We start from the raw sequence: 25718 nt of genomic DNA, 5'->3' as shown, positions 1-25718 counted from the left end.
TTCTTTGTCAAAGTTCAGCGTTGTTGTTAGTGCTTAATAAAAGGCTTTGCAATCACCCGTCGCCCGTCGCTTACCCGAATAAAATACTGCCCAGTGGGCAATTCTGATACATCAAACTGGTTCAAGAAAACGCTTCCGTTGTCATAAAGAAGCTTTTGCGCGAGCGTTCGTCCATCGTTGGTGATAATTTCGGCCGTTAAATCATACGTATTGTCCGATTCGTACGCTACCGTCAAGGCATCTACCACGGGATTGGGATACAGCGAGAGCTTTTCTTTTAAGATTAAAATTTCGGGTGGGCTGTTCGTAATCGGGCTATTAGGCGCGTATTGGGTATTGGTCAGTTCAAGTACTTTTGACGCAATCGAACATCCTCGCTGGGTAATTTCTACGCTATATTTTCCTGCGAGGGCTGCCACCAATCGTGGCCCCGTTGCAGTAGGAATCACCGTCCCATTCAAAAACCAGCGATAGGTCATTCCTTCTCCTGTACTCGTTGTAAGACGAATACTTCCGCTTGGCGGAATAATTGTCCCGCTATTGGTTGAAATGACGGGACGTTGTAGCGACGAAACAAGTTGGGTGGACGGGGTTGTGACCACACAACGCCCTGCCGTAATCACCACACTGTAATTGCCTGCTTCGGTAGGATTGAGGGTTGAGGTGGTTGCGCCAGCAATATTTTCTCCATCCCGACGCCATTGATATCTATATCCCGAACCCGCACTGGCTGTCAGTAAAATAGGGGTACCCGCGCAAATGGTCGCGGTACCTTCTGGGGTTATTTTGGCATTGACATTGGTCACGGCGACCGATATTGTTTTCGATTGTGCCGAACACTGGTACCCAATGGCTTTTACACTATACACTCCTGCTTGCGTAATTTCGTAGGTAGGCGTGGTGGTGGTGCCAACCACGTTTCCATCTTTCAGCCATTGGTAAGTGATGGCGTTGTCTCCCTGCACTTGCAACTGCACTTTATTGCTGCTACAAATGGTAGTGTCTTGTCCTTTCAGCATTTGCACTGCTGCCACACAATCTTGCGGCTTTACACCGCTCATAATCAGTGTGTAGGGCTGTCCGTTATTTCTCAAGGTACGTTTATGCCGTACGGTCACGGTATAAACCTTCCCCGTCGGAGGAGTCAGAATAAGTACCTGCTCTACATTATCTCGAATGTTGTCACCGCCCGTAGCTGCCTGAGTGGGCTTCGTAGGGTCGAGCACCCAAGGGAAGTAGGTTGTTCCAGCTTCGTCGGTCAAGCGAACGTCCAAATCATTGATTAATTTCAACGACGGACTATCTACATTTTGGGTAGAAATACCCGTCGCAATCCCCTCTGGGTCGGTCCAAGAGAGTGTTACAATCAGCGGTTCGGTACCTGCGGCGATGACTTTTTGCTGGTAGGTTTCGTTTTGTTTCAACGTATTTTCCAACAATACGTGTCGGTTCACCGTATTAAGCACTACTTGAGCAGCTTTTTCGGCGTTCAGCAAACCCCATCCGTACTCATAACTTGGCCCCACTTTTCCTTTTGGGGTACTTGCAGTATGAAGCACCAGGCCCTTCAACGTAGCCGAACGCATAAAATAATTTTGACGACGGTAAAAAAGCTCTTGCAGCAAAATCAACGACCCTGATACATTGGCGCTGGCGGTAGAAGTCCCCGACATGGTCGCGTAGGCATTGTTGGAGGAGGCAATCGAGGAAATAATGTTGCTCCCAACCCCCAGCAAATCGGGTTTAATACGCCCGTCGTCTGTAGGGCCCCAACCACTAAAATCAGCCACTTTAAAATCAGTAATGGTCGTTCCTTGCAGTTGAATAGCGGCACCGCCCACCGTTAAAATATTTTTAGCATTCGCCTCCGACGGAATAGCGTCATAGGCATCATTGCGGCTGCGTTCCAGCAAACTAGTTTGGCTAGTATTTCTCAAAAAATAAGGAGAACCAATAGGGGGACCCGTTTCGGCATGTTTGTTATCGGCCGATTTTACGATTAAGTAATAAGGGCTGTTTGCGGCCAGTTGGTCTAAATCGCGGGCTTTGTCGTCATAAAACCCAAAACGATAATCTTCTGTTGCGCTAATTGACGTATTTCCCCACCATTCCCATTTAAGGTTGGGGTTGGTTCCTGGGCGATTTTCGTTAAAAACCCAACCCACCACGGGGCCATAAGCATGATTTGAAATGAGCATTCGAGTCGCTTCTCGGGCCATTTCTACCAAATCGTCGGTATAGTCCCAAACGTCCAATTTTGCCCCGAAGGCCATTCCTTTCACTTGCGGATTAACCCCTGCGGCAGCCATCGTTCCCGACAAGTGGGTGGCATGATCACTCAAGACCGTACTTTGGTCTTTTAGTCGTACCCTACCTCCAAATTCAACGTGAGACAAGCGCGGCAAGCCACCATCCCAAATACAAAGGCGCCCGTCGAGCTCAGGCAAATCCCCTTTTAAGTCCACACCCAGCCCCCCACCAACGTAAAGCCCCGTGGTATGTGTTCCCATCGAAGCGACGACATTATGGCTGGTATAATAGACAGGCTCGCCGACTGCGTCCACTCCTTGTAAAGTCAAAATTCGTCCGTTGGCATATTTTTTGCTAGTAAACCAACCTTTCTTTTTTGCATTTTTGAGCGCCCATTGACGATTTTGGGTATAGCGTTGTTGAAGACTGTTGACGAAGAAATGAGAGACAGAATCGTTCTTCAAAAGTGGTACAACTTGCGCTTGAACGCCAACGAAGAATGTAGCGGCTGATAAACAGAGCACCATAAAACACCTGTTTATCAGCCGAGTAAAAAAAAATAATAGTGTAAGGGGTAAAATAATTGCCATTCCTATCAAGTACAGCGCGCGCTCTAAAGCTTCTGTATCGTATGCACAACGCGCATTGGTGTACCCTCCTCTTCGAATATAGCAAAAAACGTACCGCTTTGCAAAAAAGTTACGTTAAACTGCGTCCGAAATGTTTTTTCAATTTTTTCCATTTGCTGTTGTCCTACCATTCGGCCGCCTAAGTCGTAGAGCGTTGCTCTGATGGCTGTCGGTTTGGTATTGGTCGGCGGTACGTATTCACATACCAAAAATGCGTGCGCAGGATTGGGATACACCCTAGAGGTTGCAACGGTCGAGGTAGCATTGTCCTCCAAAGCTGTAATGGTAATTCTGACTTCATCCGATACCACTTCTCCGCAGCCACTCACGTTGGCCCTTACGGAATAACTGCCCGTTTGAAACGCCGTAAACGTAGCCGACGTTGCGCCAGGAATTGGCAAACCATTGATCAACCATTGATTACTTGTCGTCGCATTAGAACGAAGCGTAATTCCATCCACAACGGTGATGGTAGGCTTCTCGGGCTTACGGGTAGTCAAGGCGACGGGCGTCGATAACGTTGGCAAACAATTATTGACCGAAGTGCTTACCGCATAATTACCCGCCTGGATTGCATCAAAACTGTTGCCGACGGCTCCGCTAACTGGCTGACTGTTGAAATACCACTGATAAATCCCCGCATTTACTGGTGCTTTCAGGGTCAGAGAACTACCTTCACAAATACTCGCAGCCCCGTCAAAACTAATGCTTGGGGTGGACTTAGTAGCGGTTTTGGCGGCAATTGCCACTCTTTCACTCGGACAGCCAAATGATTTAACTTTCAAATCGTACAAATAATAATACGCATTGGTAAGGGTATCCACGGTATTGTTTTGGGCAAACAGCGCTCCGCGCAACGCAATCACCCCAGGAATGCTATACGGGAAACCCGTGACCCCCACATTGCTACGGTAAATCGTGGCACCGTTTTCGTATTCAATGGTGATTTTATAATTCCCCGCTTGCGGAATCGACAGATTGAGCGGATAGACTTTCCCTTCGTCCGAAGGGTCATCCGCATATTGTCCCGCAGGTGCGCCCGTATTCGGTACATTGGGGTTTCGGCTGGCCGTCACGTCTATTGTCGTACTCGACACGAATCGGTCGTCCAGCCCCATGACGGTAAAAGTCAATCGACCCGACGTAGCCGTGTATAATCGGGCACTTTCAAGAATCAAAGGTACTTCGGTTTTAATCAACGGCGCAGGGCCAAAATTTCCCGCGTAAGACCCTCCTCCGTGAAGCGACTTAGATGCTGGGCCTACATTCCCACTGAAGTCATTTAATGCCACATAAAATGTTCCGTTGGGGACTTTCAACGAGCTACTTGCAAAATTTCCAATCGCAAATGGCTTTGCTTCCGTGGGACTATCGTACCAAAAAGCCGTGCCCGAATCCCGCGAAATCAAGGATAACGGATCCGTATCACAGTAAGTCGCGGTGGCCAAAGTAACCGTTGGAACGGCGGCAACAGTCCGAACCTCACGAAGAACGTTATTGGCCGTATCTTGATCATTTGCAAGGTTAGTACGGCAAATAAACTGGTAATTTTGACCAGACACCAATTTACTTAACAGTGCATCAGAGAGTGTCATCGTAGCCGTTGAAAAAGGAGCAATCGCTTGATTAACATTCCCGTTTATTGTTCCAACCAATGCACCAGAGGCATCCCGCACTTGCACCGAAACGGGGATATTTTGTTGCGTTTCGGTTCCTACATTTCTCACCTGTACGGTGATATTCTTCAGTTGGTTACCACAAAAATTATTTTCTGGAGTTACCAACGACGCCAAGGCTACATCCCGCGTTGGACGGACATAACGGACTAGGTATTCTTGCGTTTCGCCCTTGGCATAGACTCCGCACGCCACCACCGACGAAGGTGTGTTGGTTTCGACGCATACAATCCGAACACGTGCCAAATTTCCTACCACTAACCCAGAAGGCGCTTTTACATCCGCTTTGAATGTCGCATTACCTTTTAGTACATCCGACGTTGCCACATTTTCATTGGGGTCGTCAAAATCACCGTCACCATTCCAATCCACAAATGCTTTTACTACTTTGTCAAAATCGCCGCCACAGCTTGTTAGTTTCACTTCCAATGGCAACGTTTGTCCTGCCGCCACAGCGACTACTTGCGTTGTAAAATCGCTGTAGTCTTGGCAACCCTCTTTTCCTGCTTGCACCACATTGCCGAATGTCACTTGGGCAATTTTGGTATCTGCGTTTGAATTTGCCTTCGATTCGCAAAACACCTTCCCGCCTATTCCACTCACAATCAAGGCATAAGCCTGTGATGTATTGGTTAACGTGGTTCCTTTGTGCTTTACGGTAATTGTATAAGTACGCCCAGGAACGGGATTGGTAATACGTATTTGTTCGACGTTATCCCGAATATTATCACCCTGCGTTGCATTCTCCGACGGTTGATTCGGATCTAGTATCCAAGGCAGCGATTCCATCGTTCCATCACTCACACGTATGTCTAGGTCATTAATTAGTTTGGGAGTTCGGTTGTTGAAATTCGCCGCCGATACGCTACTCGCTTGGGCTTCGGGGTCCGTCCAGCAAATGGTAGCCACCAACGGACCACGTCCCGACGCAACCACTTGCGTACTATAAACTTCATTGATCGCCAGCGTACGCTCTGTCAATACATGGTTCAAATCACGGTTCAATATCACTTCGGCAGCCTGCTTCATATTCAAAAGCCCCCAGCCATATTGATAGTCAGGCCCAGGATTACCCGCATCGTCGGCGGTATGAATTGCCAAGCCTTTCAGCGTTGACGAACGCATAAATTTCTTGTTTTGCTGCTGATAAAGTTCCTGTAACAAAAACAACGACCCTGATACGTTTGGCGATGCCATTGAGGTGCCACTGAGCACTGTATAAGCGTTATTGGACGTGGACGTTGTCGAAAAAACACTCACTCCAACGCCTACAATATCGGGTTTAATGCGACCATCGTCCGTCGGTCCCCAACTACTAAAACTTGAAATTCGGGGGTCTGAAATTTGGTTGTAGCCATTGCTTAACACACTCACCGCACCCACCGTCAAGATATTTTTGGCATTCCCGTAGGTCGCAATCAAATCATATCCATCCTGATTAGCTCGTTGGATGGTGCTAGTCCGAGTTGAGCCTCCCAAAAAATACGGCGTTCCCGCAGGAGGGCCATTTGAGCCTCTTGCATTTCCTGCGGCATTGACAATTAAATAATAGGGCGCGTTATAAGCAACACGATCCCATTCTCGCGCGCGGGTGTCGTAGAACCCCATTTTATAGTCGTATTGCTCATTAACCGTTGAATCGCCGTACCATTCCCATTTACGGTTCACATCGGTACCAGGGCGGGCTGAATTATAACGCCAGCCAGAAACTGTTCCGTAAGAATGGTTAGAAATCAACACATCAGGGGCCAAGTTGACCATTTCTGGGGTATCGTTGCTAAAATCATGGGCCAAAAGCGTCGCGGCATTCGACATTCCTTTAGCCCGAGGATTCACCCCCGTTGCGATCATGGTTCCACTGACGTGCGTAGCGTGGGCATCTGTCGTTGTAACATTATCTACCTGAGTCACACGCCCTGCCAGTTCGGTGTGCGTTCCAAGTACCTGTCCACCGTCCCATATTGCCAAGCGGTCTTTCATCGGCGCACTACCTCCTGTCAAATTTAGTCCAAGGCCGCCATCGTTATAAAGTGTATTTGTGCGTGTTGTGAAGGCAGCCCCAACGTTGGTCGTGGTAATATCATACAAAGGTTGTCCCGTTTCGCTTACCCCTGCCAGAATCATCACCGACCCATCGGGAAAGGACTGTCGTTCTACCCAATTATTCTTCTTTGCTAATTGCTGCAACTCAGCCGCCGCTAGTCGGTATTGATTATCAATTGATTGTCGTACATTTCTAATCTTTTGCTGCTGTTCGGTCGAATATAGTGGCGAGCGCTGGGCATACATAGTTGACCCAATCAGTGCCGACACACAGAAAATCAAGTAAAAACGAAAGTGCATGATGAAGCGATTTTTCTTTTTAAAACGTGAAAATGGGGCTTGAAGTTATACAAAACTCCGCAAATCATAGCAGTTTTGTACACGTACTGGCACGCCTCCAAATACTGCATTCCCCGTCAAGTCATCCAGCACTTGTTCATCCGTTAAGTCATTTACGCTAACCCCTGCGTGAGCCTGCGCCACATTTAGCCTAACTCCGCCTCGCCCATGCCCATAACCGTGCGGCAAACTCACCACCCCTCGCATTATTTTTTCGGTCAGTTCCACCTCTACCTTCAGTTCTCCTACCCGTGATAGTACCTCGACTTTCGCTCCCGTTTCAATCCCTCGTTGTTGGGCATCTTGTGGGTGCATCAATAGTGTACAACGGTTACGTCCCTTCACCAAGCGTTCTGAATTGTGCATCCACGAATTGTTATCTCGAACATGGCGTCGATTGATAAGCAATAAATCAAAATCTGAAGACGCAGGTTGTGCCAACGCTTTTTTGATTCGTTCTACATCTTTGACCAATAACGGTGGCGCCAACCCAACTTTTTTATTTGAAGTCTGCAAACGTGCGGGTAAACAGGGTTCTAAAGCTCCCAAATCCAAGCCGTGCGGATGTTGTCGAAGCGTATCTAAACTTAATTTATATTTCCCAAAACGCAGGGCTAAATCGACTTTTGCGTGCGGGTCTTCGGGAGTAAATGAGGGAGAATAATGGCCCGTCAAACGAGCTGTTAGTTCCTGAAAAATCTCCCAATCATATTTCGTACCTGTTTCTTTGGAAAATAATGGCTCCGACCATCGTGCTACATTTCGGATGGCCAAGGCATTAAAAGTCAAATCATAATGCGCTACTTCCAAGCCTGTCGCAGGGGGTAAAATGAGGTGGGCATGGCGGGTTGTTTCATTGATATAGATGTCGATGGAAACCATAAATTCCAACGTTTCAAACGCCCGATCCAACTGCTGCCCGTTTGGCGTCGAGAGAATTGGGTTTCCGCAACTCGTAATCAGCGCTTTTATTTGTCCCTCACCTTCCGTCAAAATTTCTTCTGCCAAGGTCGAAACGGGAAGTTCACCCATGAACTCAGGCAATCCACGTACCCGACTTTGGTAACGGTTGTATTTGTTGTACTCCCCTTTGGAGGCAGCTAAAATATCCATGGCAGGCTGGGTAAACATGGCTCCACCCGCTTTATCAAGGTTTCCAGTGACACAGTTGAGGGCATTCACCAACCATTGACAAGCGCCTCCAAAAGCTTGGGTTGACAACCCAATTCTCCCATACGCAACCGCCGATGGGGCATTGGCAAACTCCCTAGCCAACTGTCGAATGTGTGCTGTTTCAATCCCCGTACGTTCAGTTACCTGTTCAGGTGAAAAAGCCGCTACTAGCGCTTTCAACTCCTCCAATCCATCAGCATAGGCTGGCACTTTTTCTAGTTTTTCTTCAAAAATCACCTGTAACATAGCCAACAATAAGAATACATCCGTAGCAGGACGAATGAAGAAATGGGCGTCGGCCTTGGTGGCAGTTTCGGTATAACGCGGGTCAACGACCACCACTTTGCCACCGCGCTGTTGAATCGCTTTCAAACGATTTGCCACGTCAGGTGCGGTCATCAAACTTCCATTAGAGGCAAGGGGGTTGGCTCCCAAAATCAACCAAAAATCGGTACGATCAATGTCAGGAATGGGTAGTAAAAAGGGATGTCCAAACTGCTGCCAAGCAGCAAAATGGTGGGGTAATTGGTCGGCCGAAGTGGCAGAGAAAATGTTTTTTGTCTTCAACGCCCTCATCAGATTCGTTCCTGCCAAATACGTCCCAGAATTATGCACCGATGGATTTCCCGCATACATTGCGACTGCATCAGAGCCATCACTTGCCTGAATTTTCCCCAAACGGGCCGCGACTTCCTCCAACGCTTCTTCCCACGTTATTTCCTCCCATCCAGCAGCGGTTCGGCGCACGGGTTTCTTCAAACGATTGGGATCTTCATAAATATCTTTCAATGCCACGGCCTTGGGACAAACATGCCCACGGCTAAACGGATCGCTTTTATCTCCTGCTATCGAAACCACTTGATGACCCGTGTAGTGGATTTCAAGGCCGCAAATGGCCTCGCAAAGATTACATGCACGATAATGTACACTCGAATTTGTCATACTTTACATTCGTTTGATGCAATATAAATATTTTTACCAAACTTCTTTGGGAGGATACTTTTTTGATTTTCAAAAAGTTACTATCTTTGCGTCCCGTTTTGAAACAAAGCATCGTAACATCATAAAGCGCTGATACAGAAATGAAAAAAGGAATTCATCCAGATTACAGAGAAATCGTATTTTGGGATTTAGCAACTGATGACAAGTTCGTAACACGTTCTTGCGCCCCAACAAAAGACACTATCGAGTTTGAAGGAAAAACTTACCCTGTGTTCAAGGCCGAGGTAACTTCTCAGTCACACCCGTTCTACACTGGTAAAAATACATTGCTTGACACGGCTGGTCGTGTTGACAAATTCCTTAGAAAATACGGAAAGAGATAATTCTTGTTCGTTTTTTTACCACAAAAAAAGGAGCTGCCAAAACAGCTCCTTTTTTTGTGTCCATGTGAAAGCTACGAATGATAAGGCGACGGGCTCACCGACGTCCAGCCTCCATCTACAACCAACGACTGCCCAGTCACGTGGCCTGCCCCTGGCGAGACCAGAAACAATGCCGCATTGGCAATATCTTGCACAGTTGCAGGGCGCCCCATGGGTGTAATTTTACTCCACGTTTGGTTATAGGCTGGATCTTCAGCCGTGCGTTCCGTCATTGTCGCGCCTGGTGCTACGGCATTAATGGTAATCCCATAGGGAGACAGCTCCACCACCAAACTCTTCGCTAGCATTTCGAGGGCCGCTTTGGTCATGCCATAAGCTGCCAAAAATTGGTGTGCTTGGTGGCCTGTTACCGACGACATCAACAACACACGCCCTCCTTGCCCCTGTAGGCGCATCTGACGCGCCGCCGCTTGGGTCAGGAAGAAACTACCCCTAATGTTCAAATCTAACAGCTGCTGAAGCGATTCTGGGCGATACTCAAAAAAGTCACCAAACGTCGTCATACCTGCATTTGCCACGACTGTCGTCAGTTTTCCAAAGACCTTCACAGCCTCGGCTACCATTGCTTGCACAAAATCAACGTCGGCCGCATTTCCTGGATAACTGATACAATTTCCTCCTTGCTGCTGAATGGCAAGCGCTCCTTCGTCCGACAATGTTTGATCGAGGTCGTTTAGCACAACCGCCGCTCCCCGTTCTGCCAACTGACGGGCTATTTCTAGGCCAATTCCTTGGCCAGCCCCCGTTACAATCGCTACTTGGCCACTAAACTCTTTTTCTTTCATGTATTCGCTTCTTAGTTCTACCTACTTATTCGGTTGGTTTTTTACTCCACCAACTCGCCAACAATGACCCTGTAATGTTCATAATTGGGCCAAACAATGCTGGAGCTAAACCTACCGTTGCTACTTTCCCCATTTGGAGCGCAATTCCTGAGGCTAAACCTCCATTTTGCAAACCTACTTCAATAGCGACTGTTCGGCAATCTTGTTCGGGAAGTTTCAATAATCGCGCGCTCCAATACCCCAACACATACCCTGTCAAATTATGAATCAATGTACACACAATGAGTATCCCTCCTACCTTCAACAAGCTCTCTCGTCCTGCAGCCGTAATGATACAAATAATAACGGCAATTCCTGCCATTGAAACCAAAGGCATGTATTTGTTTAGAAATGCGGTTTGGTTTCTAAAGATTTTATTCACGGCCAACCCCACACCGATGGGCAAAATGATGATTTTTAGGATTTCAATCATCATCTTCATAAAATCAATTTCGATAAATGACCCGCCCAATAATTTCATCAAAAGAGGAGTAAGAATGGGAGCCATCAGGGTTGCACAAGAAGTAATAGTCAGCGATAAAGCCACATTTGCCTTGGCAATGTACGCCATCACGTTTGAGGCTAAACCGCTCGGTGAACAACCAATTAGAATTATTCCCGCCGCAATTTCAGCAGGAAAATCAAAACTTACGGCCAAAGTATAACCCACCAAGGGCATAATAGTGAATTGACAAACAAGGCCAATGATGACACTTTTGGGAGATTTCACAACCGCTTCAAAGTCTTTTGGGCTCATGGTCGTTCCCATGCCAAACATGATAATCTGCAAGAGCGGAACGATAAGGGTTTTTAATTGAAAGTCCCCAATTTGGGTAAAAGTTTGAGGGAAAAATAGGGCAAGTGTTGCCGCTACAATGATGGATAAGGTATAAAGGTAATTTTTCATGTGAGGTTAAGGAATATAAAATTAGGCAAAAGCCGCACCCACAAAAGCGTAGGTACGGCCAAAAATACCCTGCAAATAACAGGTTATGCTAACGACTTTCTTGCGTCGCGGTCGGGGTCATTTTTTACTACTGGTACATCATCAAGAATCATTGTTTCTCCTTTTCCTGTGGTGTATTGTGGCCAATTGGGCAGGCCACCTCCGTTGGGGTTTCCTGTCCGTGCAAAATTGACAAACGATTTGGCCATTTTCTCTGCAAGCCGTCTTGGTCGCGCTCCCCCACCCGTGTGCGTGAGCATCAAATCGGTATTATAAAACCAAAAACAAATATCGTCGCAGTGGAAAGCCCGCATTCGCCCATCAAAAAGAGGGGGTTGCCACCCAAACCAAGCCACATACACAGGCGCTTTTTGTTTTACCTTGGCATCGGCAGTCGCAATTGCATTTTTACGATTACTTAATATCATCGACCAAATTTCGACTGGCTTTTTATCAGGGAATGTTTTTGAATAAGCATCCGCTACTTCTCCCGACTTTTCGCCAAAACGCACTTTCAATTTTTCTTTGACATCATTCATCGATACTTTTTCGAGTGCGGAATCAACCCTACTCGGCGACTGTTCGTTGAAGGTTGTGGAGATAATCATCGGAATATCGGCTGAAAAGTGCGCCGAATCGCTATAAAAAGGCGTCGCCGATAAAAACGTTCCATCTGCTACAGGACTAAACCCTCCTCGCGTTAGGTTCAACCGCTTTGCCTCTTCGGCCATTTTGGCTACGGCACGATTGGCAATATCTATGTACTCACGCCACGGTATTTGCTGTAATTTATCAATTTCATTCGCGCCTAGCCCCGCTTCTTTGAGCACCATTGCCCCCAATTTCTCGGCGTATTCTTTGTTTACCCCTCCTAACGATGACCCACTCAATGCCACCGCTTTATGAAACAGCCCTTTGGCCGATGGCATTGCCATCAAGGTGCAAACTTTTGCCCCACCGCCCGATTGTCCAATGATTGTAACGTTAGAGGCATCTCCTCCAAAGTTGGCGATATTGTCCCGTACCCATTCAAGGGCTGCAACAATATCTAACATACCAACATTACCTGAAGCAGCAAACTTTTCACCTCCTACTCCCGCGATGCTGGTAAAACCTAACGCCCCAAGACGGTGGTTGAGGGAACAAAATACGACATTCCCCATTCGACTCAAGTTCTCTCCATGATACCCATCTTGCTCGATACCATTTCCATTAACAAATCCACCGCCGTGCAGCCATACAACGACTGGGCGTTTTTTGGTATCTAATGCAGGCGTCCAGACATTTATCCGAAGGCAATCTTCGCTTACATCGTCGTAGTTCCAATGGTCAACAAATGAAGCGTATTGGTCAGCATACCGCTTTTCCATGATTTGAGGTGCCGTATTTCCCCACCATACAGCAGGACGCACCTCCGTCCACGACGTTGGTTTTTGAGGTGGCATAAACCGATTTGCACCCGAGGTATCTGCCCCATACGGGATTCCTAGAAAAGTATGAACACCTCTCAAAATAAACCCTCTGACTCGGCCATAGGCTGTATTTGCGACGGCGATGTTATCGCCAACAAATAAAATTTGCTCATCCTCTTTTGGCTGAACGTTGATTGGTTGCGCACTAGAAGCAAGCGGGGTACTTACTCCCGCCGTTGCGGCACTAAGCCCCAGCGTCTGAATAAAACTTCGGCGATTAGCTTTCATAAAGTGAAACGTATTTAAGAGTGAACTGGTAAAAGTCAACACTTTACAAAAGCCTTTTAAAGCAAAAAACTCCCCAAGGATTTGGGGAGTTTTTTGGATATTACTTTGATTTTTTATGCTTTAAACAACTCAATAAAATTGTCGAACAAATAGCGTGAATCGTGCGGGCCTGGCGATGCTTCAGGGTGATACTGTACTGAAAATGCAGGCTTATCTTTCCGCTTAATGCCTTCAATGGTTTTATCATTGAGGTTGATGTGCGTCACTTCCACATCAGGATGCGCTTCGATTTCTTCTGGGCTTACTGCAAAACCGTGGTTCTGTGAAGTAATCTCACAAAGTCCCGTTTGGAAGTTTTTCACGGGGTGGTTCAATCCGCGGTGACCGTGGTGCATTTTGTAAGTAGAAATTCCACTTGCCAACGCAAGGATTTGGTGCCCCAAACAAATTCCAAAAATGGGTTTGTTGGTACCCAAAAACTTCTGAACTGTTTCGACAGCATACGGCATTGACGACGGGTCACCCGGGCCATTTGAGATAAAGAAACCGTCAGGATTCCAAGCCATCACTTCTTCAAAAGGAGTTTTAGCTGGGAACACCTTGCAGTAGCAGCCGCGTTGCGTCATGTTCAAAAGGATACTTTTTTTGATACCATAATCCATCACCGCGATTCGGTACTGCGCCGTTGTTTCATCGCCCATGAAGTAAGGCACTTTCGTAGAAACTACCGACGACAACTCCAAACCTGCCATGTTAGGCACTTCTTTTAAGTGCTCCATGAGTGTTTTTTCGTCCAAGATTTCGGACGAAATGATTGCGTTCATTACCCCTTGTTGGCGAACGTGACGTACCAATTGGCGGGTATCCACTTCGCTAATTCCAACGATATTTGCTTTTTCAAAATACGTTTGGAGCGAAAAGTCAGCTGTTTTGCGAGAATAAATACGCGAGAAAGAGTTGCAAACCATCCCGCTAATTTTTACAGAATTTGATTCTTCCTCGCTGTCCAACTGTACACCGTAGTTACCAATGTGAGAATTGGTGTTGACCACAATTTGCCCAAAGTACGAAGGATCAGTATAAATTTCCTGATAGCCAGTCATACCTGTGTTGAAGCAAATTTCGCCACCCATTGTACCAATTTTGCCAAGCGCCAACCCTCTGAGGGCTGTTCCGTCTTCGAGAAGTAAGAGTGCTGGTTGTTGAGAACCCATTTTTTAGTTGGTGTTGAATAATTTGTTTTGCAAATTTCCAAAAAAAGGGGCTAAACTTTCGTTTAACCCCTTCTGTATTTTAACTTTTCTTCATTTTATAAAAGTAATTCTGAGAAAAGTTATTCTTGGCCTCCGTTTAATTCGTCTTGCCAAGCTTTCAATTCATCAAATTTACCATCGCGAGCGAGGGCAGCTTGCTGAGGCCATGTGGCAGGGCTCTTAGAACCGATACCTGCAGCCGATACGATTTCTTGAATTGCTTCAGGAGTTGAGTCTGCCAATTGAGCAAAGGTTGTTACACCCGCTGCTACAAGCGCGCTTGCAATTTTTGGACCAATTCCTTCGATGATTTCAAGGTCATCAGCAGCAGTTACTTCCGCTGTTTCAGCAGCAACTTCTTCCACAACTGGTGCAGAAGCTTTTACTTCAGTTTCAGCTTTTTTACCACCACGACGACTACGACGTGTTTTTGCTGCTTTTTCTTCAACCGCAGCGAGGAGCGTTTCGTTGAAGTCAACTAGCTCAATCATACAAACTTCGGCAGCGTCACCTTGACGAGTACCCAATTTGATGATACGAGTGTAACCTCCAGGACGGTTGGCGATTTTGTCAGCAACTGTACTGAACAATTCTTTTACAACCTCTTTCTCAGGGATGTAAGAGAAAACGATACGGCGGTTGTGCGTAGTATCTTCTTTAGAGCGAGTCAAAAGGGGCTCAACATATTTTTTGAGTTCTTTTGCTTTCGCTAAAGTAGTTTCGATACGCTTGTGGATAATCAATGACGAAGCCATGTTACGTAGTAAGGCACTACGGTGTGAGGAGGTACGCCCCAAATGGTTGTCTTTTTTACCGTGTCTCATTAGTTTGAGTTTTTGATTAGCTTCGAGCTGCGGCAACCGCGCTTCAGAATACTAACCGGTTGAACAATACATAAAAAGACCTTTCTCTTTGCAGAGAAAGGTCGAAAGATTTTAGTCTTCGTCGAGGCGGTATTTCGCTACGTCCATACCAAACGTCAAATTCTTCTCAGCAATTAATTGCTCCAACTCAGTCAATGACTTTTTACCGAAGTTACGGAACTTCATCATATCAGCCACTTCGAGTCTAGCCAAATCACCAAGAGTTTTGATGTCTGCCGATTTAAGACAGTTATAAGCACGTACTGATAAGTCGAGGTCAGCCAAAGGCGTTTTCAACAACTTACGCATACGCAACATTTCTTCATCTACTTCGCTCACTTCGTCATTTTTCTGAGTTTCAAACGTCATCGTTTGATCAGAGAACAACATAAAGTGTTGAATCAAGATGTAAGCAGCGCCTTTGAGGGCTTCTTCTGGGTGGATAGACCCATCCGTGGTAACCTCAATAAGTAGTTTTTCGTAGTCAGTTTTCTGCTCTACGCGCGTATTTTCTACGCTGTACTTAACGTTTTTGATTGGTGTGTAAATGGCGTCAATTGGAATATGACCAATCGGTAATTCCAATGTACGAGGTTCGTCAGCAGGGACATAACCACGACCTTTCTCAAGGATAATCTCCATTTCGAAAGTCATTTGGTCGTCGATGTGACAGATAACGAGGTCAGGATTCAAAACCTGAAACGATGATGTAAACTTAGCGATGTCGCCAGCTGTCACCACCGATTGGTTTTTCACACTTACCGAGATTTTGTTATCAACCAATTCCGAAACCTTCTTGAAACGAACCATTTTGAGGTTCAAGATGATTTCGGTAACATCTTCAACAACTCCCTCAATCGAAGAGAATTCATGAAGAACACTTGGAAAACGAACGCTAATGATAGCGTAGCCTTCCAGCGATGAAAGCAGGATACGACGTAACGCATTTCCTATTGTTACACCGAAACCTTTTTCCAGCGGCTTGAACTCAAACAACCCGTGAAAGTCGTCGGCTTTTTCCATTACGACCTTGTCAGGCATTTGGAATGCTAAAATAGACATAGGATTAGCAGTTTTTTTAGAGTCCGAAGAGCGGTTATTAACCGCAAAAAAGTATGTTTTTCTAAACATACAAAAACAAAACCCTTGACGTGGTAATCCACCCCACAAGGGTTTTGTAGAATAATTTAAGACTATTTCGAATACAATTCGACGATAGCTTGCTCGTTCACGTTTTCAGGAATCTGATCACGTTCTGGGTACTGAACAAACTTACCAACCATCAAACCGTTATCCCACTCAAGCCAGTTAAAACGTTTTGCGGCAGCTGTACGAGCTACGATGCTATCGTTGATAGTTTCAAGTGATTTTGATTTCTCACGAACGCCAACTACTTGGCCTGGGCGCAACGAGTACGAAGGTACGTTTACGACTTCGCCATCAATAGTGATGTGTTTGTGAGTAACCAACTGACGAGCAGCACGACGAGTAGGAGCAATTCCTAAACGATATACTGTGTTGTCAAGACGTGCTTCGCAAAGTTTAAGCAAGTTTTCACCTGTGATACCTTCACGTACTGCTGCACGGTGGAAAAGGTTACGGAACTGACGCTCCAAAATACCGTAAGTATATTTTACCTTTTGTTTTTCTTGCAATTGAAGTGCATATTCTGACTTCTTGCTACGACGCCCTCTGCCGTGTTGGCCTGGAGGGTAGTTCTTTTTACTAAGTGCTTTGCTTGGCCCTAGGATAGCCTCACCAAAACGACGTGAAATCTTCGATTTCGGACCTGTATAACGTGCCATGTGAATTGATTTAGAATAAACACAAAAATTACCGTAGGAACAATCTAGCAACCCCAGTGTCCAAATTGCTGATTGTTCGTACGGTGTTATAAAATCTTAAAGATTATACTCTTCTGCGCTTTGGAGGGCGGCAGCCATTGTGAGGTAGTGGAGTAATGTCCTTGATGGTAGTCACTTCAATACCTACGTTTTGTACGGTACGGATAGCAGACTCACGTCCAGAACCTGGTCCTTTTACAAACACTTCTGCTTTACGCATTCCAAGGTCATATGCTACTTGGGCACAGCTTTGAGCGGCTGTTTGGGCAGCATAGGGCGTATTTTTCTTTGAGCCTTTGAAGCCCATTTTACCAGCTGATCCCCAAGAGATAACTTGACCAGACAAATTGGTAACTGAGATGATAATGTTGTTGAAGGAAGCTCTAATGTGAATTTGACCCACTTGCTCCACTTGTACAACGCGCTTTTTTGCTTTATCCTTACGCTTATTTTGAGCCATTGTTTTAATCGGTATCTGTTAGCAGTTATCTGTTATCCTACTCATTATTTCAAACAAATAACGGACAACAGTTAACAATTATGAATTACTTCGTAGCCTTCTTCTTATTCGCTACAGTCTTACGCTTACCTTTACGAGTACGGCTATTGTTCTTCGTTCTTTGTCCACGCAAAGGAAGACCTTTACGGTGACGCAAGCCACGGTAACAACCGATGTCCATCAAGCGCTTGATGCTCAACTGAACTTCTGAGCGAAGGGCGCCTTCAGTAGTAAATTCACCATTAATGATTCCACGAATAGCATTAGCTTCTTCGTCCGACCATTCAGCTACTTTTTTGTCGTAACTAATTCCAGCTTTTTCCAAAATTCTACGAGCGGAGCTACGTCCAATTCCGAAGATGTAAGTAAGCGAGATTTCGCCACGTTTTTTGTCTGGAATGTCAACACCTGCAATACGTGCCATATCTTAAATTATCCTTGTCTTTGTTTGTACTTGGGATTTTTCTTGTTGATCACGTAAAGTTTACCTTTACGGCGAATCACTTTACATTCAGCACTGCGCTTTTTAATAGACGCTTTTACTTTCATTTTTGTATTTGATTTTGGATTTTAGACGATAGGACTTTCAAAATCAAAACGAACTACTTAAAGCCCTACTATCTATTATCAAGTTGTTACCTTTATTTATACCGATAGATAATTCGAGCTTTAGATAAGTCATAAGGCGACATCTCTAATTTCACTCGATCACCCTGCAAAATCTTGATATAATTCATTCGCATCTTTCCGGAAATGTGAGCAATTACTTCATGCTTGTTTTCGAGTTGTACTCTAAACATTGCATTTGAGAGTGCTTCTACGATTATTCCGTCAACTTCGATGAGTCCTTGTTTTGCCATATACTCTTTTGGTAAGGAAAATTAGACGCTTACCATTAACGTCGTATTTTGGGTTACTTCTTCGATATACTTAAACGTTGTAAGAATTTCAGCTTTACCTTTTCGAACCAATACTGTGTGTTCAAAGTGAGCCGCTGGTTTTCTATCCGTTGTTCTAATCGTCCAACCATCTTTTTCTTGAACTACATTACGTTTTCCAAGTGTAATCATTGGTTCGATAGCAATAACGATTCCTTCTCTTAGCCGAGGGCCTTGTCCTTTTTTTCCGTAATTTGGAACTTCTGGTCCTTCGTGCAGGTTTCGGCCTACACCATGCCCAACTAATTCTCTTACAACACCGTATCCAAACTTTTCAACATAGGTTTGGACAGCATATCCTATATCTCCTACTCGTTTGCCTTCAACTGCTTGTTCAATACCTAAATAAAGCGACTGTTTTGTTCTTTTAAGGAGGTTTGAAACTTCAGGACTCACATTTCCAATCGGATATGTATAAGCACTATCGCTATGAAACCCATTTAACTTTACGCCACAATCAATCGAAATAATATCGCCTTCCTTTAGTTGGTACTGGCTTGGAAAACCGTGAACCACAATATCATTCAAAGAAATACAAAGTGCCGAGGGAAAACCATTGTAACCTTTAAATGACGGATGCCCTTTATGGTCTCTGATAAACTCATCAGCAACTTTATCGAGCTGCTTTGTAGCCACGCCTGGTTTAATCCATTTAGCTACTTCTGCATGTGCTTTGCCTAACAGCTGGGCACTTTCCTTAATGAGTAGTACTTCTTCTTCTGACTTGAGAAAAATCATCTTCTTTATTAGGCAGCTACAGTCTCAGTACGTCCTTTCACGCGCCCTGACTTCATCAAGCCTTCATAATGCTTCATCAATAAGTAGCTTTCTACTTGTTGTAATGTATCAAGTACAACACCTACTAAGATAAGAAGCGAAGTTCCACCAAAGAATTGAGAAAACTCTCTTGTCATACCTGACATACTTGCAAGTGATGGTAAGATAGCAACAACTGCTAACAAAATCCCTCCTGGCAATGTGATTCGGTCTAATACAGTAGCGATGAAATCAGATGTAGCAATACCCGGTTTTACACCTGGGATAAAACCACCCCCACGCTTCATATCGTCTGATATTTGTTGTGGGCTAATAGCAATCGCCGTATAAAAGAAAGTAAAGACAATAATCAAAGTTGCAAACAATACATTGTACTGCCAAGTCGTGTAGTCGTTGAATGTTGTAGCAATAGAACTAGCTACATCACTTTTCTCTGCAAACAAACCAGCCACTAGTGATGGGATAAACATCAATGCTTGCGCAAAAATGATTGGCATTACTCCTGACGTGTTAAGTTTCAAAGGCAAGTACTGGCGTTGACCCCCCATTACCTTGTTACCAACCACCTGTTTTGCATACTGAATAGGTACTCGACGTACTGCTTGAGTCAATGCTACTGCAAACATTACCACCACAAAGAGAGCAACAATTTCTGCAACAAAAATCAACAGACCACCACTACCGCGTGAAGCACCTTCCTGAACAATTGCTTTTGGAAAACGAGACACAATCCCAATCATAATCAACATTGATGTTCCGTTTCCAATTCCCTTGTCAGTGATACGTTCACCTAACCACATACAGAATATTGTTCCTGCAGTAAGGATAAACACGGCTGAAATGGTGAAAGCTGCACGATCAATCAATAAAGCTTCCGAAGAGATGGTTGTTTGTAAATAACTTACCGATTGTGCGATGGTAACAAAGATTGTTAATACACGCGTAATCTGATTAAGTTTCTTCCGTCCAGACTCTCCTTCTTTCTGCATTTTTTGAAAGTAAGGCAACGCCATTGTCAATAACTGAATGGCAATTGACGCAGAAATGTAAGGCATAATACCTAGCGCAAAGATAGATGCTTTCGTAAATGCACCACCGAGGAAGGTATCTAATAAGCCTAAAAGACCTGAATTATTCACCTCAAGCTTGTCACTATCAATACCTGGAAGTACGATGTACGAACCAAGGCGATAGACCGCGATCAATAGAAGAGTATAAAGAATTCTACTTCTAAGCTCTTCGATTGAAAAGATATTTTTTAAGGTCTGTATAAACCGTTTCATGCGTTTTTAGATTTACCTGTGTAAAAAATCAGGCAAAGTTACGAAAATCTTTTGAATCAAGATTATAATGTAACCGCTTTACCACCTGCTTTTTCGATAGCTTCGGCAGCAGTCTTAGAAAAAGCGTGAACTTTTACTTCAACAGCAGCTTTTAATTCGCCACGATTAAGCACTTTTACTAAGTCTGTTTTAGATACCAATCCATTGCTGTAAAGTGTCTCAATATCGATTACAGTAGCATTTGTTTTTTCAACAACTGCTTGGATTGCATCCAAATTAAGAGCTTTGTATTCAACGCGGTTGATATTCTTAAAACCGAATTTAGGTACTCGTCTTTGAAGCGGCATCTGTCCACCTTCAAAGTGACTTTTTTGGCTATATCCCGAACGAGACTGCGCCCCCTTGTGTCCGCGTGTAGAAGTTCCGCCCATTCCTGAACCTTGACCTCTACCCAAACGTTTTTTTGTTTTTACCGAGCCTGAAGCTGGTTTCAATGCGCTAAGATTCATTGCTATATCGCGGATTAAATCTCTTCAATTTTCACTAAATGATCTACCTTGCGAATCATACCTTCAAGGGCTGGATTCACATTAATCTCGACACTACGATTGATTTTGCCAAGACCTAAAGCAGCAAGAGTGCGTTTCTGGTCTCCTGGACGGCCAATCATACTTCTAACTTGTGTAATTCTTATCTTTGACATTGTCTCAAAAGATTATCCATTAAACACTGTGGCCAACTTTACTCCACGTTGGAATGCAACTTGGTGCGGAGCTCTCATTTTAAGAAGCGCGTCAATTGTTGCCTTCACTACGTTGTGAGGGTTAGAAGAACCTTTTGACTTGGCTAATACGTCGTGTACACCTGCGGCTTCTAATACGGCACGCATCGCACCACCTGCGATAACTCCAGTACCTGGAGCTGCTGGCTTAACAAATACTAAGCCACCGCTGAATTTTCCGTGCATTTCGTGAGGAACTGTTCCTTTAAGAAGTGGAACTTGCACGAGGTTTTTCTTCGCGTCTTCAATTCCTTTTGCAATGGCGTCAGTTACTTCGTTAGCTTTTCCTAATCCGTAACCTACAACGCCTTTGCCATCTCCAACGACTACGATTGCAGAGAAGCTAAAGCGGCGTCCACCTTTTACTACTTTGGCAACACGGTTGATAGCTACTACCTTTTCTTTAAGGTCAGCTTCGTTGTATTTCAAAGGTTTGATACTGTTTGACATATCTTTTTAGAATTTGAGACCACCCTCACGAGCGCCGTCTGCCAATGCTTTTACTTTCCCATGATACAAATAACCATTGCGGTCAAATACAACCGCACTTACGCCTGCTGCGAGTGCTTTTTCGGCCAATTTAAGACCTACATTCTTTGCATCTTCAACATTGACACTCGCTTTTGTAGCATCAAGTTCAAGAGATGAAGCAGAGACTAATGTTAGACCTTTTGTATCATCAATTACCTGCGCATAAATACGAGCGTTTGAGCGGAAAACAGAAAGGCGAGGCTTTTCTGAAGTTCCTTCTACTTTTTTCCGAATCCGGTATTTGATGCGCTGTCTTCTTTCGCTTTTTACTGAAGCCATGATTGCTTACAATTTTTTCAGATTACTGATTACTTCTTAGCAGCAGCTTTACCAGCCTTACGTCTGATTTGCTCACCCACAAAACGAATACCTTTACCTTTGTAAGGTTCAACCTTGCGGAACGAACGAATTTTCGCCGCGATTTGCCCGAGTAGTTCCTTATCAATACACTCTAAGAATACTTTCGGGTTTTGTCCTTTTTCCATCGTTGCGCTTACCTTCACTTCTGAAGGTACTGCGAAATAGATACCGTGTGAGTATCCAAGGCTAAGCTCCAAAATATTATTGTTAACAGAGGCTTTGTAACCTACCCCTACAATTTCTAATTGTGCTTTATACCCTTCGCTTACGCCCACAACCATGTTATTAATGAGTGCACGGTAAAGTCCGTGCAATGCTTTGTGACGTTTTTGCTCAGTTGGACGAACAACTGTCAACTCGCTGCCCTCTACTTCCACCTTGATATCACGGTCAATATCACGAGTTAATGAGCCTTTAGGCCCTTTAACGGTCACGACGTTATCGTCTGACACTGATATTGTAACGTTTGCAGGTAGCGTTATCGGCTTCTTTCCTATACGTGACATTTTCTTTCAGGTTTTATCAGTAAACGTAACACAGCACTTCTCCACCCACGTTAAGTACGCGAGCTTCTTTGTCAGTCATTACCCCTTTTGAGGTAGATACAATTGCAACGCCAAGACCATTCAAAACGCGTGGCATTTCTGCTGAACCAGAGTACTTACGAAGTCCTGGCTTACTTACACGTTGTAAATCAACAATGGCAGACTGCTTTGTTACTGGGTTGTATTTCAAGGCAATCTTAATAGTACCCTGCGGGCCTGTCTCCTCGAACTTGTAGTTCTGGATAAAGCCTTTATCGTAGAGTACCTTAGTAATCTCCTTCTTAATGTTAGAAGCAGGTATTTCCACAACCCGGTGCTTCGCCCTTATGGCGTTTCTGATTCTCGTCAGATAGTCTGCTATGGGATCGGTTATCATTTCTCTACTGATTTGTTGCTTCCCTTCTGTAAAAGGGCTGCAAAGTTACGGAATTGATTTTGAAAACAAAAGCGATTTTTACCAACTTGCTTTGGTTACGCCAGGAATTTTTCCTTGAGAAGCCATTTCGCGGAAAACAACACGGCAAATACCAAACTTGCGCATGTATCCTCTTGGACGGCCTGTAAGGCGGCAACGGTTATGCAAACGAACTGCCGATGAACTACGTGGCAATTTGTCTAAACCTTCCCAGTCACCAGCTTCTTTCAAAGCAGCACGCTTTTCAGCGTACTTAGCAACTAGCTTTTGCTTTTTCAATTCTCTTGCTTTTACTGATTCTTTCGCCATTTCCTTATTTCGTTGAAAAAGGGATTCTTATTTTTTACCTTTTGTAAAGGGCATACCAAGAGATTTCAACAATTCGTAGCTTTCTTCATCTGTCTTTGCAGAGGTTACGAATGTAATATCCATACCTGAAATCTTATTCACTTTGTCAATTTGAATTTCAGGGAAGATAATTTGCTCTTTTACACCGAATGTGTAGTTACCGCGGCCATCAAAGCCTTTGTCGCTAATTCCTTGGAAGTCACGAACACGTGGTAAAGCGATGCTTGTTAGACGATCTAAGAATTCGTACATTTTGTCTCCACGAAGCGTTACTTTCACGCCGATTGGCATTTTTTCGCGTAACTTAAAGTTAGAGACCGCCTTCTTAGACATTGTTGGAACTGCCTTCTGACCTGCAATAAGTGTGATTTCTTCCAATCCAGCATCAATCAATTTCTTGTCAGATACAGCAGCACCAATACCTTTATTGATAACAATTTTATCAAGGTGTGGTACTTGCATAATTGATTTGTATTGGAACTTCTCATGCAAGTGAGAAACGACTTCCTTCGTGTATTTCTCTTTTAATCTCGTAGTTGCCATTTTGATTATTAGTTTGTGGATTTCCGACCCACAGTTAATTTATAAGTGACAAACGAAAACTACTTTGAAGGATCTGGGATAAATTTCCCTGATTCTTTTGAATAGCGCTGTAGTTTCCCTTGCTCGTTGAGCTTGCGTCCTGTGCGGGTTGGCTTACCAGTAGCTGGGTCAATCAACATCAAGTTACTGATATGAATTGATCCTTCTATCTTTTTAAGCTCACCTTGAGGATTCGCGGCAGTTGGCTTAACGTGTTTTGTGACAAGGTTAACACCTTCCACAATCGCACGCTGTTTTTCAACCAACACTTTGGTGATTTTGCCCGACTGGCCTTTTGAGTTACCAGCTATCACTTCTACTGAGTCTCCAGTACGAATGTGCAACTTGGGCTGTTTGTTGAATTTTCTTTCCATTGCTTACAATACTTCAGGTGCCAATGAAACAATTTTCATAAAGTTTTTCTCACGCAACTCACGAGCAACGGGCCCAAAAATACGGGTACCACGTGGTTCGTCTTGGTTGTTGAGTAACACGACGGCGTTATCCTCGAATCGAATGTAAGAACCATCTTTACGACGGATTTCTTTCTTGGTACGAACAACAACGGCCTTAGAAACTGTACCTTTCTTTATGTTGCCCGAAGGAATTGCCTGTTTAACTGTCACCACAACTTTGTCACCGATAGATGCGTAGCGCTTGCCAGTACCACCCAATACACGGATGACAAGTACTTCTTTCGCTCCACTATTATCAGCAACAGACAGTCTTGATTCTTGCTGTACCATTGTTATTTCGCTTTTTCAATGATTTCGACTAATCTCCAACGCTTATTCTTACTGAGTGGGCGTGTTTCCATTACGCGAATTGTATCGCCAATGCCACACTCATTATTTTCGTCATGCACCATTAATTTGGTAGTTTTTTTCATAAACTTACCGTATTTCGGGTGCTTTACTTTACGCTCTACCGCGACAACGCAAGATTTCTCCATTTTGTTGCTTACTACGCGGCCAACTCTGACTTTGCGTAAATTTCTTTCTACGGTTGTTTGTGCTGCTGCCTCCATTGTGTCGGTTATTTTACAATTGGGGTCTCCTGACCATTATTACGCGCTTGCGACTTTATTTTTAGCCGACAATTCCGTGATCAACCTAGCTATTAGGCGGCGCGTATTGCGAATACGCATCGGGTTTTCGATCGGAGATACGGCATGAGCAAACTTTAACTTTAAAAGACGATCTTGCTCTTCAGCAATAGTTTGCGTCAATTGTTCTACCGTTAGCGCTTTTATTTCACTATTTTTCATTTGACTAATACTTATTCTGCTTCTTCTTGATGATCGCGACGAACTACGAACTTAGTCTTAACGGGAAGCTTCTGAGCGGCTAAACGAAGAGCTTCATTAGCTAATTCGAGTGACACACCTGTGGCTTCAAATAAGATTGTACCCGCTTTTACTGGGGCTACCCAATACTCAGGAGCACCTTTTCCTTTACCCATACGTACTTCGAGAGGCTTCTTTGTGATTGGCTTATCTGGGAAGATACGAATCCACACTTGACCTTCACGTTTCATTGCACGGGTAACTGAGATACGAGCTGCCTCAATCTGACGGGCTGTAATCCAGCCAGGTTCGAGCGCTTTAATGGCAAACGTACCGAAAGCAATTTGGTGGCCACGAGTAGCCATGCCTTTTTCAGACCCTTTGCTTTTTTGTTGTTTGCGGAACTTGGTTCTTTTCGGTTGTAACATGGTTCAGCAGTATTATTCGGT

The 25718-nt window shown here is 44.6% G+C and carries 30 protein-coding genes; 1 reads left to right on the top strand and 29 read right to left on the bottom strand.

Annotation, left to right across the window (positions count from 1 at the left end; genetic code table 11):
* Nucleotides 1-26 precede the first annotated feature (26 nt).
* The 3 genes from FHS57_RS21730 to FHS57_RS21720 form a co-directional block, all read right to left on the bottom strand.
* The gene (locus FHS57_RS21730) at nucleotides 27-2777 is read right to left on the bottom strand and encodes a S8 family serine peptidase (protein WP_183977348.1); all 2751 of its coding nucleotides are present in this window, start codon (nucleotides 2775-2777) and stop codon (nucleotides 27-29) included.
* Between the two features lie 86 nt (nucleotides 2778-2863).
* Complete coding sequence (locus FHS57_RS21725; RefSeq protein WP_221225695.1) at nucleotides 2864-6898, bottom strand: S8 family serine peptidase; 4035 nt, start codon at nucleotides 6896-6898, stop codon at nucleotides 2864-2866.
* Between the two features lie 45 nt (nucleotides 6899-6943).
* Nucleotides 6944-9052: a molybdopterin oxidoreductase family protein gene (locus tag FHS57_RS21720; RefSeq protein ID WP_183977347.1), complete on the bottom strand. Its 2109-nt coding sequence runs from the start codon at nucleotides 9050-9052 to the stop codon at nucleotides 6944-6946.
* 140 nt (nucleotides 9053-9192) lie between these two features.
* Here FHS57_RS21720 and FHS57_RS21715 point away from each other — a divergent pair, with 140 nt between their 5' ends.
* Nucleotides 9193-9435: a type B 50S ribosomal protein L31 gene (locus FHS57_RS21715; RefSeq protein ID WP_183977346.1), complete on the top strand. Its 243-nt coding sequence runs from the start codon at nucleotides 9193-9195 to the stop codon at nucleotides 9433-9435.
* A gap of 71 nt (nucleotides 9436-9506) precedes the next feature.
* Here the strand turns inward: FHS57_RS21715 and FHS57_RS21710 are convergent, their stop codons facing one another.
* From FHS57_RS21710 to rplP, 26 genes are all read right to left on the bottom strand, one after another.
* Nucleotides 9507-10280: an SDR family NAD(P)-dependent oxidoreductase gene (locus FHS57_RS21710; protein WP_183977345.1), complete on the bottom strand. Its 774-nt coding sequence runs from the start codon at nucleotides 10278-10280 to the stop codon at nucleotides 9507-9509.
* 25 nt (nucleotides 10281-10305) lie between these two features.
* A complete protein-coding gene (locus tag FHS57_RS21705) occupies nucleotides 10306-11226 on the bottom strand; it encodes a bile acid:sodium symporter family protein (RefSeq protein WP_183977344.1) in 921 nt (306 codons plus the stop codon).
* An 83-nt stretch (nucleotides 11227-11309) separates the two neighbouring features.
* Nucleotides 11310-12965, bottom strand: a complete 1656-nt coding sequence (locus FHS57_RS21700) for a carboxylesterase/lipase family protein (protein WP_183977343.1) — start codon at nucleotides 12963-12965, stop codon at nucleotides 11310-11312.
* A gap of 113 nt (nucleotides 12966-13078) precedes the next feature.
* Nucleotides 13079-14179 (bottom strand): glutamine-hydrolyzing carbamoyl-phosphate synthase small subunit, encoded by a 1101-nt coding sequence (gene carA / locus FHS57_RS21695; protein ID WP_183977342.1) that lies wholly within the window; start codon nucleotides 14177-14179, stop codon nucleotides 13079-13081.
* Between the two features lie 119 nt (nucleotides 14180-14298).
* Entirely contained in the window at nucleotides 14299-15042 is a 744-nt protein-coding gene (rplQ, locus tag FHS57_RS21690) for a 50S ribosomal protein L17 (protein WP_028523609.1), read from the bottom strand.
* Between the two features lie 111 nt (nucleotides 15043-15153).
* Nucleotides 15154-16143: a DNA-directed RNA polymerase subunit alpha gene (locus FHS57_RS21685; protein WP_028523608.1), complete on the bottom strand. Its 990-nt coding sequence runs from the start codon at nucleotides 16141-16143 to the stop codon at nucleotides 15154-15156.
* Nucleotides 16144-16274: 131 nt separating this feature from the next.
* Nucleotides 16275-16886 carry a 30S ribosomal protein S4 gene (rpsD, locus tag FHS57_RS21680; protein ID WP_028523607.1) on the bottom strand — a complete coding sequence of 204 codons (612 nt, stop codon included), beginning with the start codon at nucleotides 16884-16886 and terminating at the stop codon, nucleotides 16275-16277.
* Between the two features lie 103 nt (nucleotides 16887-16989).
* Entirely contained in the window at nucleotides 16990-17385 is a 396-nt protein-coding gene (rpsK, locus tag FHS57_RS21675; RefSeq protein WP_183977340.1) for a 30S ribosomal protein S11, read from the bottom strand.
* A gap of 85 nt (nucleotides 17386-17470) precedes the next feature.
* Complete coding sequence (gene rpsM, locus FHS57_RS21670; protein ID WP_028523605.1) at nucleotides 17471-17848, bottom strand: 30S ribosomal protein S13; 378 nt, start codon at nucleotides 17846-17848, stop codon at nucleotides 17471-17473.
* Nucleotides 17849-17856: 8 nt separating this feature from the next.
* A complete protein-coding gene (gene rpmJ, locus FHS57_RS21665) occupies nucleotides 17857-17973 on the bottom strand; it encodes a 50S ribosomal protein L36 (RefSeq protein ID WP_028523604.1) in 117 nt (38 codons plus the stop codon).
* 92 nt (nucleotides 17974-18065) lie between these two features.
* Entirely contained in the window at nucleotides 18066-18284 is a 219-nt protein-coding gene (gene infA, locus FHS57_RS21660) for a translation initiation factor IF-1 (protein WP_013927416.1), read from the bottom strand.
* A gap of 21 nt (nucleotides 18285-18305) precedes the next feature.
* Complete coding sequence (gene map / locus FHS57_RS21655) at nucleotides 18306-19100, bottom strand: type I methionyl aminopeptidase (protein ID WP_183977338.1); 795 nt, start codon at nucleotides 19098-19100, stop codon at nucleotides 18306-18308.
* Nucleotides 19101-19108: 8 nt separating this feature from the next.
* The gene (gene secY / locus FHS57_RS21650) at nucleotides 19109-20422 is read right to left on the bottom strand and encodes a preprotein translocase subunit SecY (RefSeq protein WP_183977336.1); all 1314 of its coding nucleotides are present in this window, start codon (nucleotides 20420-20422) and stop codon (nucleotides 19109-19111) included.
* 62 nt (nucleotides 20423-20484) lie between these two features.
* On the bottom strand, nucleotides 20485-20931 hold the full coding sequence (gene rplO, locus FHS57_RS21645; protein WP_122932842.1) for a 50S ribosomal protein L15: 447 nt from the start codon (nucleotides 20929-20931) through the stop codon (nucleotides 20485-20487).
* A gap of 14 nt (nucleotides 20932-20945) precedes the next feature.
* Complete coding sequence (rpmD, locus tag FHS57_RS21640; RefSeq protein WP_028523600.1) at nucleotides 20946-21125, bottom strand: 50S ribosomal protein L30; 180 nt, start codon at nucleotides 21123-21125, stop codon at nucleotides 20946-20948.
* Nucleotides 21126-21137: 12 nt separating this feature from the next.
* On the bottom strand, nucleotides 21138-21653 hold the full coding sequence (rpsE, locus tag FHS57_RS21635) for a 30S ribosomal protein S5 (RefSeq protein ID WP_028523599.1): 516 nt from the start codon (nucleotides 21651-21653) through the stop codon (nucleotides 21138-21140).
* A gap of 6 nt (nucleotides 21654-21659) precedes the next feature.
* Nucleotides 21660-22013, bottom strand: coding sequence for a 50S ribosomal protein L18 (gene rplR, locus FHS57_RS21630; RefSeq protein ID WP_028523598.1), 354 nt, complete (start codon nucleotides 22011-22013; stop codon nucleotides 21660-21662).
* A gap of 29 nt (nucleotides 22014-22042) precedes the next feature.
* On the bottom strand, nucleotides 22043-22600 hold the full coding sequence (rplF, locus tag FHS57_RS21625; protein ID WP_028523597.1) for a 50S ribosomal protein L6: 558 nt from the start codon (nucleotides 22598-22600) through the stop codon (nucleotides 22043-22045).
* A 16-nt stretch (nucleotides 22601-22616) separates the two neighbouring features.
* Complete coding sequence (gene rpsH, locus FHS57_RS21620; protein WP_037300144.1) at nucleotides 22617-23015, bottom strand: 30S ribosomal protein S8; 399 nt, start codon at nucleotides 23013-23015, stop codon at nucleotides 22617-22619.
* A gap of 78 nt (nucleotides 23016-23093) precedes the next feature.
* Entirely contained in the window at nucleotides 23094-23363 is a 270-nt protein-coding gene (gene rpsN / locus FHS57_RS21615) for a 30S ribosomal protein S14 (RefSeq protein WP_028523595.1), read from the bottom strand.
* A 27-nt stretch (nucleotides 23364-23390) separates the two neighbouring features.
* A complete protein-coding gene (gene rplE / locus FHS57_RS21610) occupies nucleotides 23391-23945 on the bottom strand; it encodes a 50S ribosomal protein L5 (protein ID WP_183977334.1) in 555 nt (184 codons plus the stop codon).
* A gap of 59 nt (nucleotides 23946-24004) precedes the next feature.
* Nucleotides 24005-24358 carry a 50S ribosomal protein L24 gene (gene rplX, locus FHS57_RS21605; protein WP_028523593.1) on the bottom strand — a complete coding sequence of 118 codons (354 nt, stop codon included), beginning with the start codon at nucleotides 24356-24358 and terminating at the stop codon, nucleotides 24005-24007.
* A 3-nt stretch (nucleotides 24359-24361) separates the two neighbouring features.
* Nucleotides 24362-24730, bottom strand: coding sequence for a 50S ribosomal protein L14 (gene rplN / locus FHS57_RS21600; protein ID WP_028523592.1), 369 nt, complete (start codon nucleotides 24728-24730; stop codon nucleotides 24362-24364).
* Nucleotides 24731-24732: 2 nt separating this feature from the next.
* Complete coding sequence (rpsQ, locus tag FHS57_RS21595) at nucleotides 24733-25011, bottom strand: 30S ribosomal protein S17 (protein ID WP_028523591.1); 279 nt, start codon at nucleotides 25009-25011, stop codon at nucleotides 24733-24735.
* 39 nt (nucleotides 25012-25050) lie between these two features.
* The gene (rpmC, locus tag FHS57_RS21590) at nucleotides 25051-25251 is read right to left on the bottom strand and encodes a 50S ribosomal protein L29 (RefSeq protein ID WP_028523590.1); all 201 of its coding nucleotides are present in this window, start codon (nucleotides 25249-25251) and stop codon (nucleotides 25051-25053) included.
* Nucleotides 25252-25262: 11 nt separating this feature from the next.
* Complete coding sequence (gene rplP, locus FHS57_RS21585; protein ID WP_122932845.1) at nucleotides 25263-25697, bottom strand: 50S ribosomal protein L16; 435 nt, start codon at nucleotides 25695-25697, stop codon at nucleotides 25263-25265.
* Between the last annotated feature and the right edge of the window lie 21 nt (nucleotides 25698-25718).

The sequence above is a fragment of the Runella defluvii genome (genome assembly GCF_014195535.1).
Lineage (GTDB): Bacteria > Bacteroidota > Bacteroidia > Cytophagales > Spirosomataceae > Runella > Runella defluvii.
This window is presented reverse-complemented; position numbering and strand designations above follow the sequence as displayed.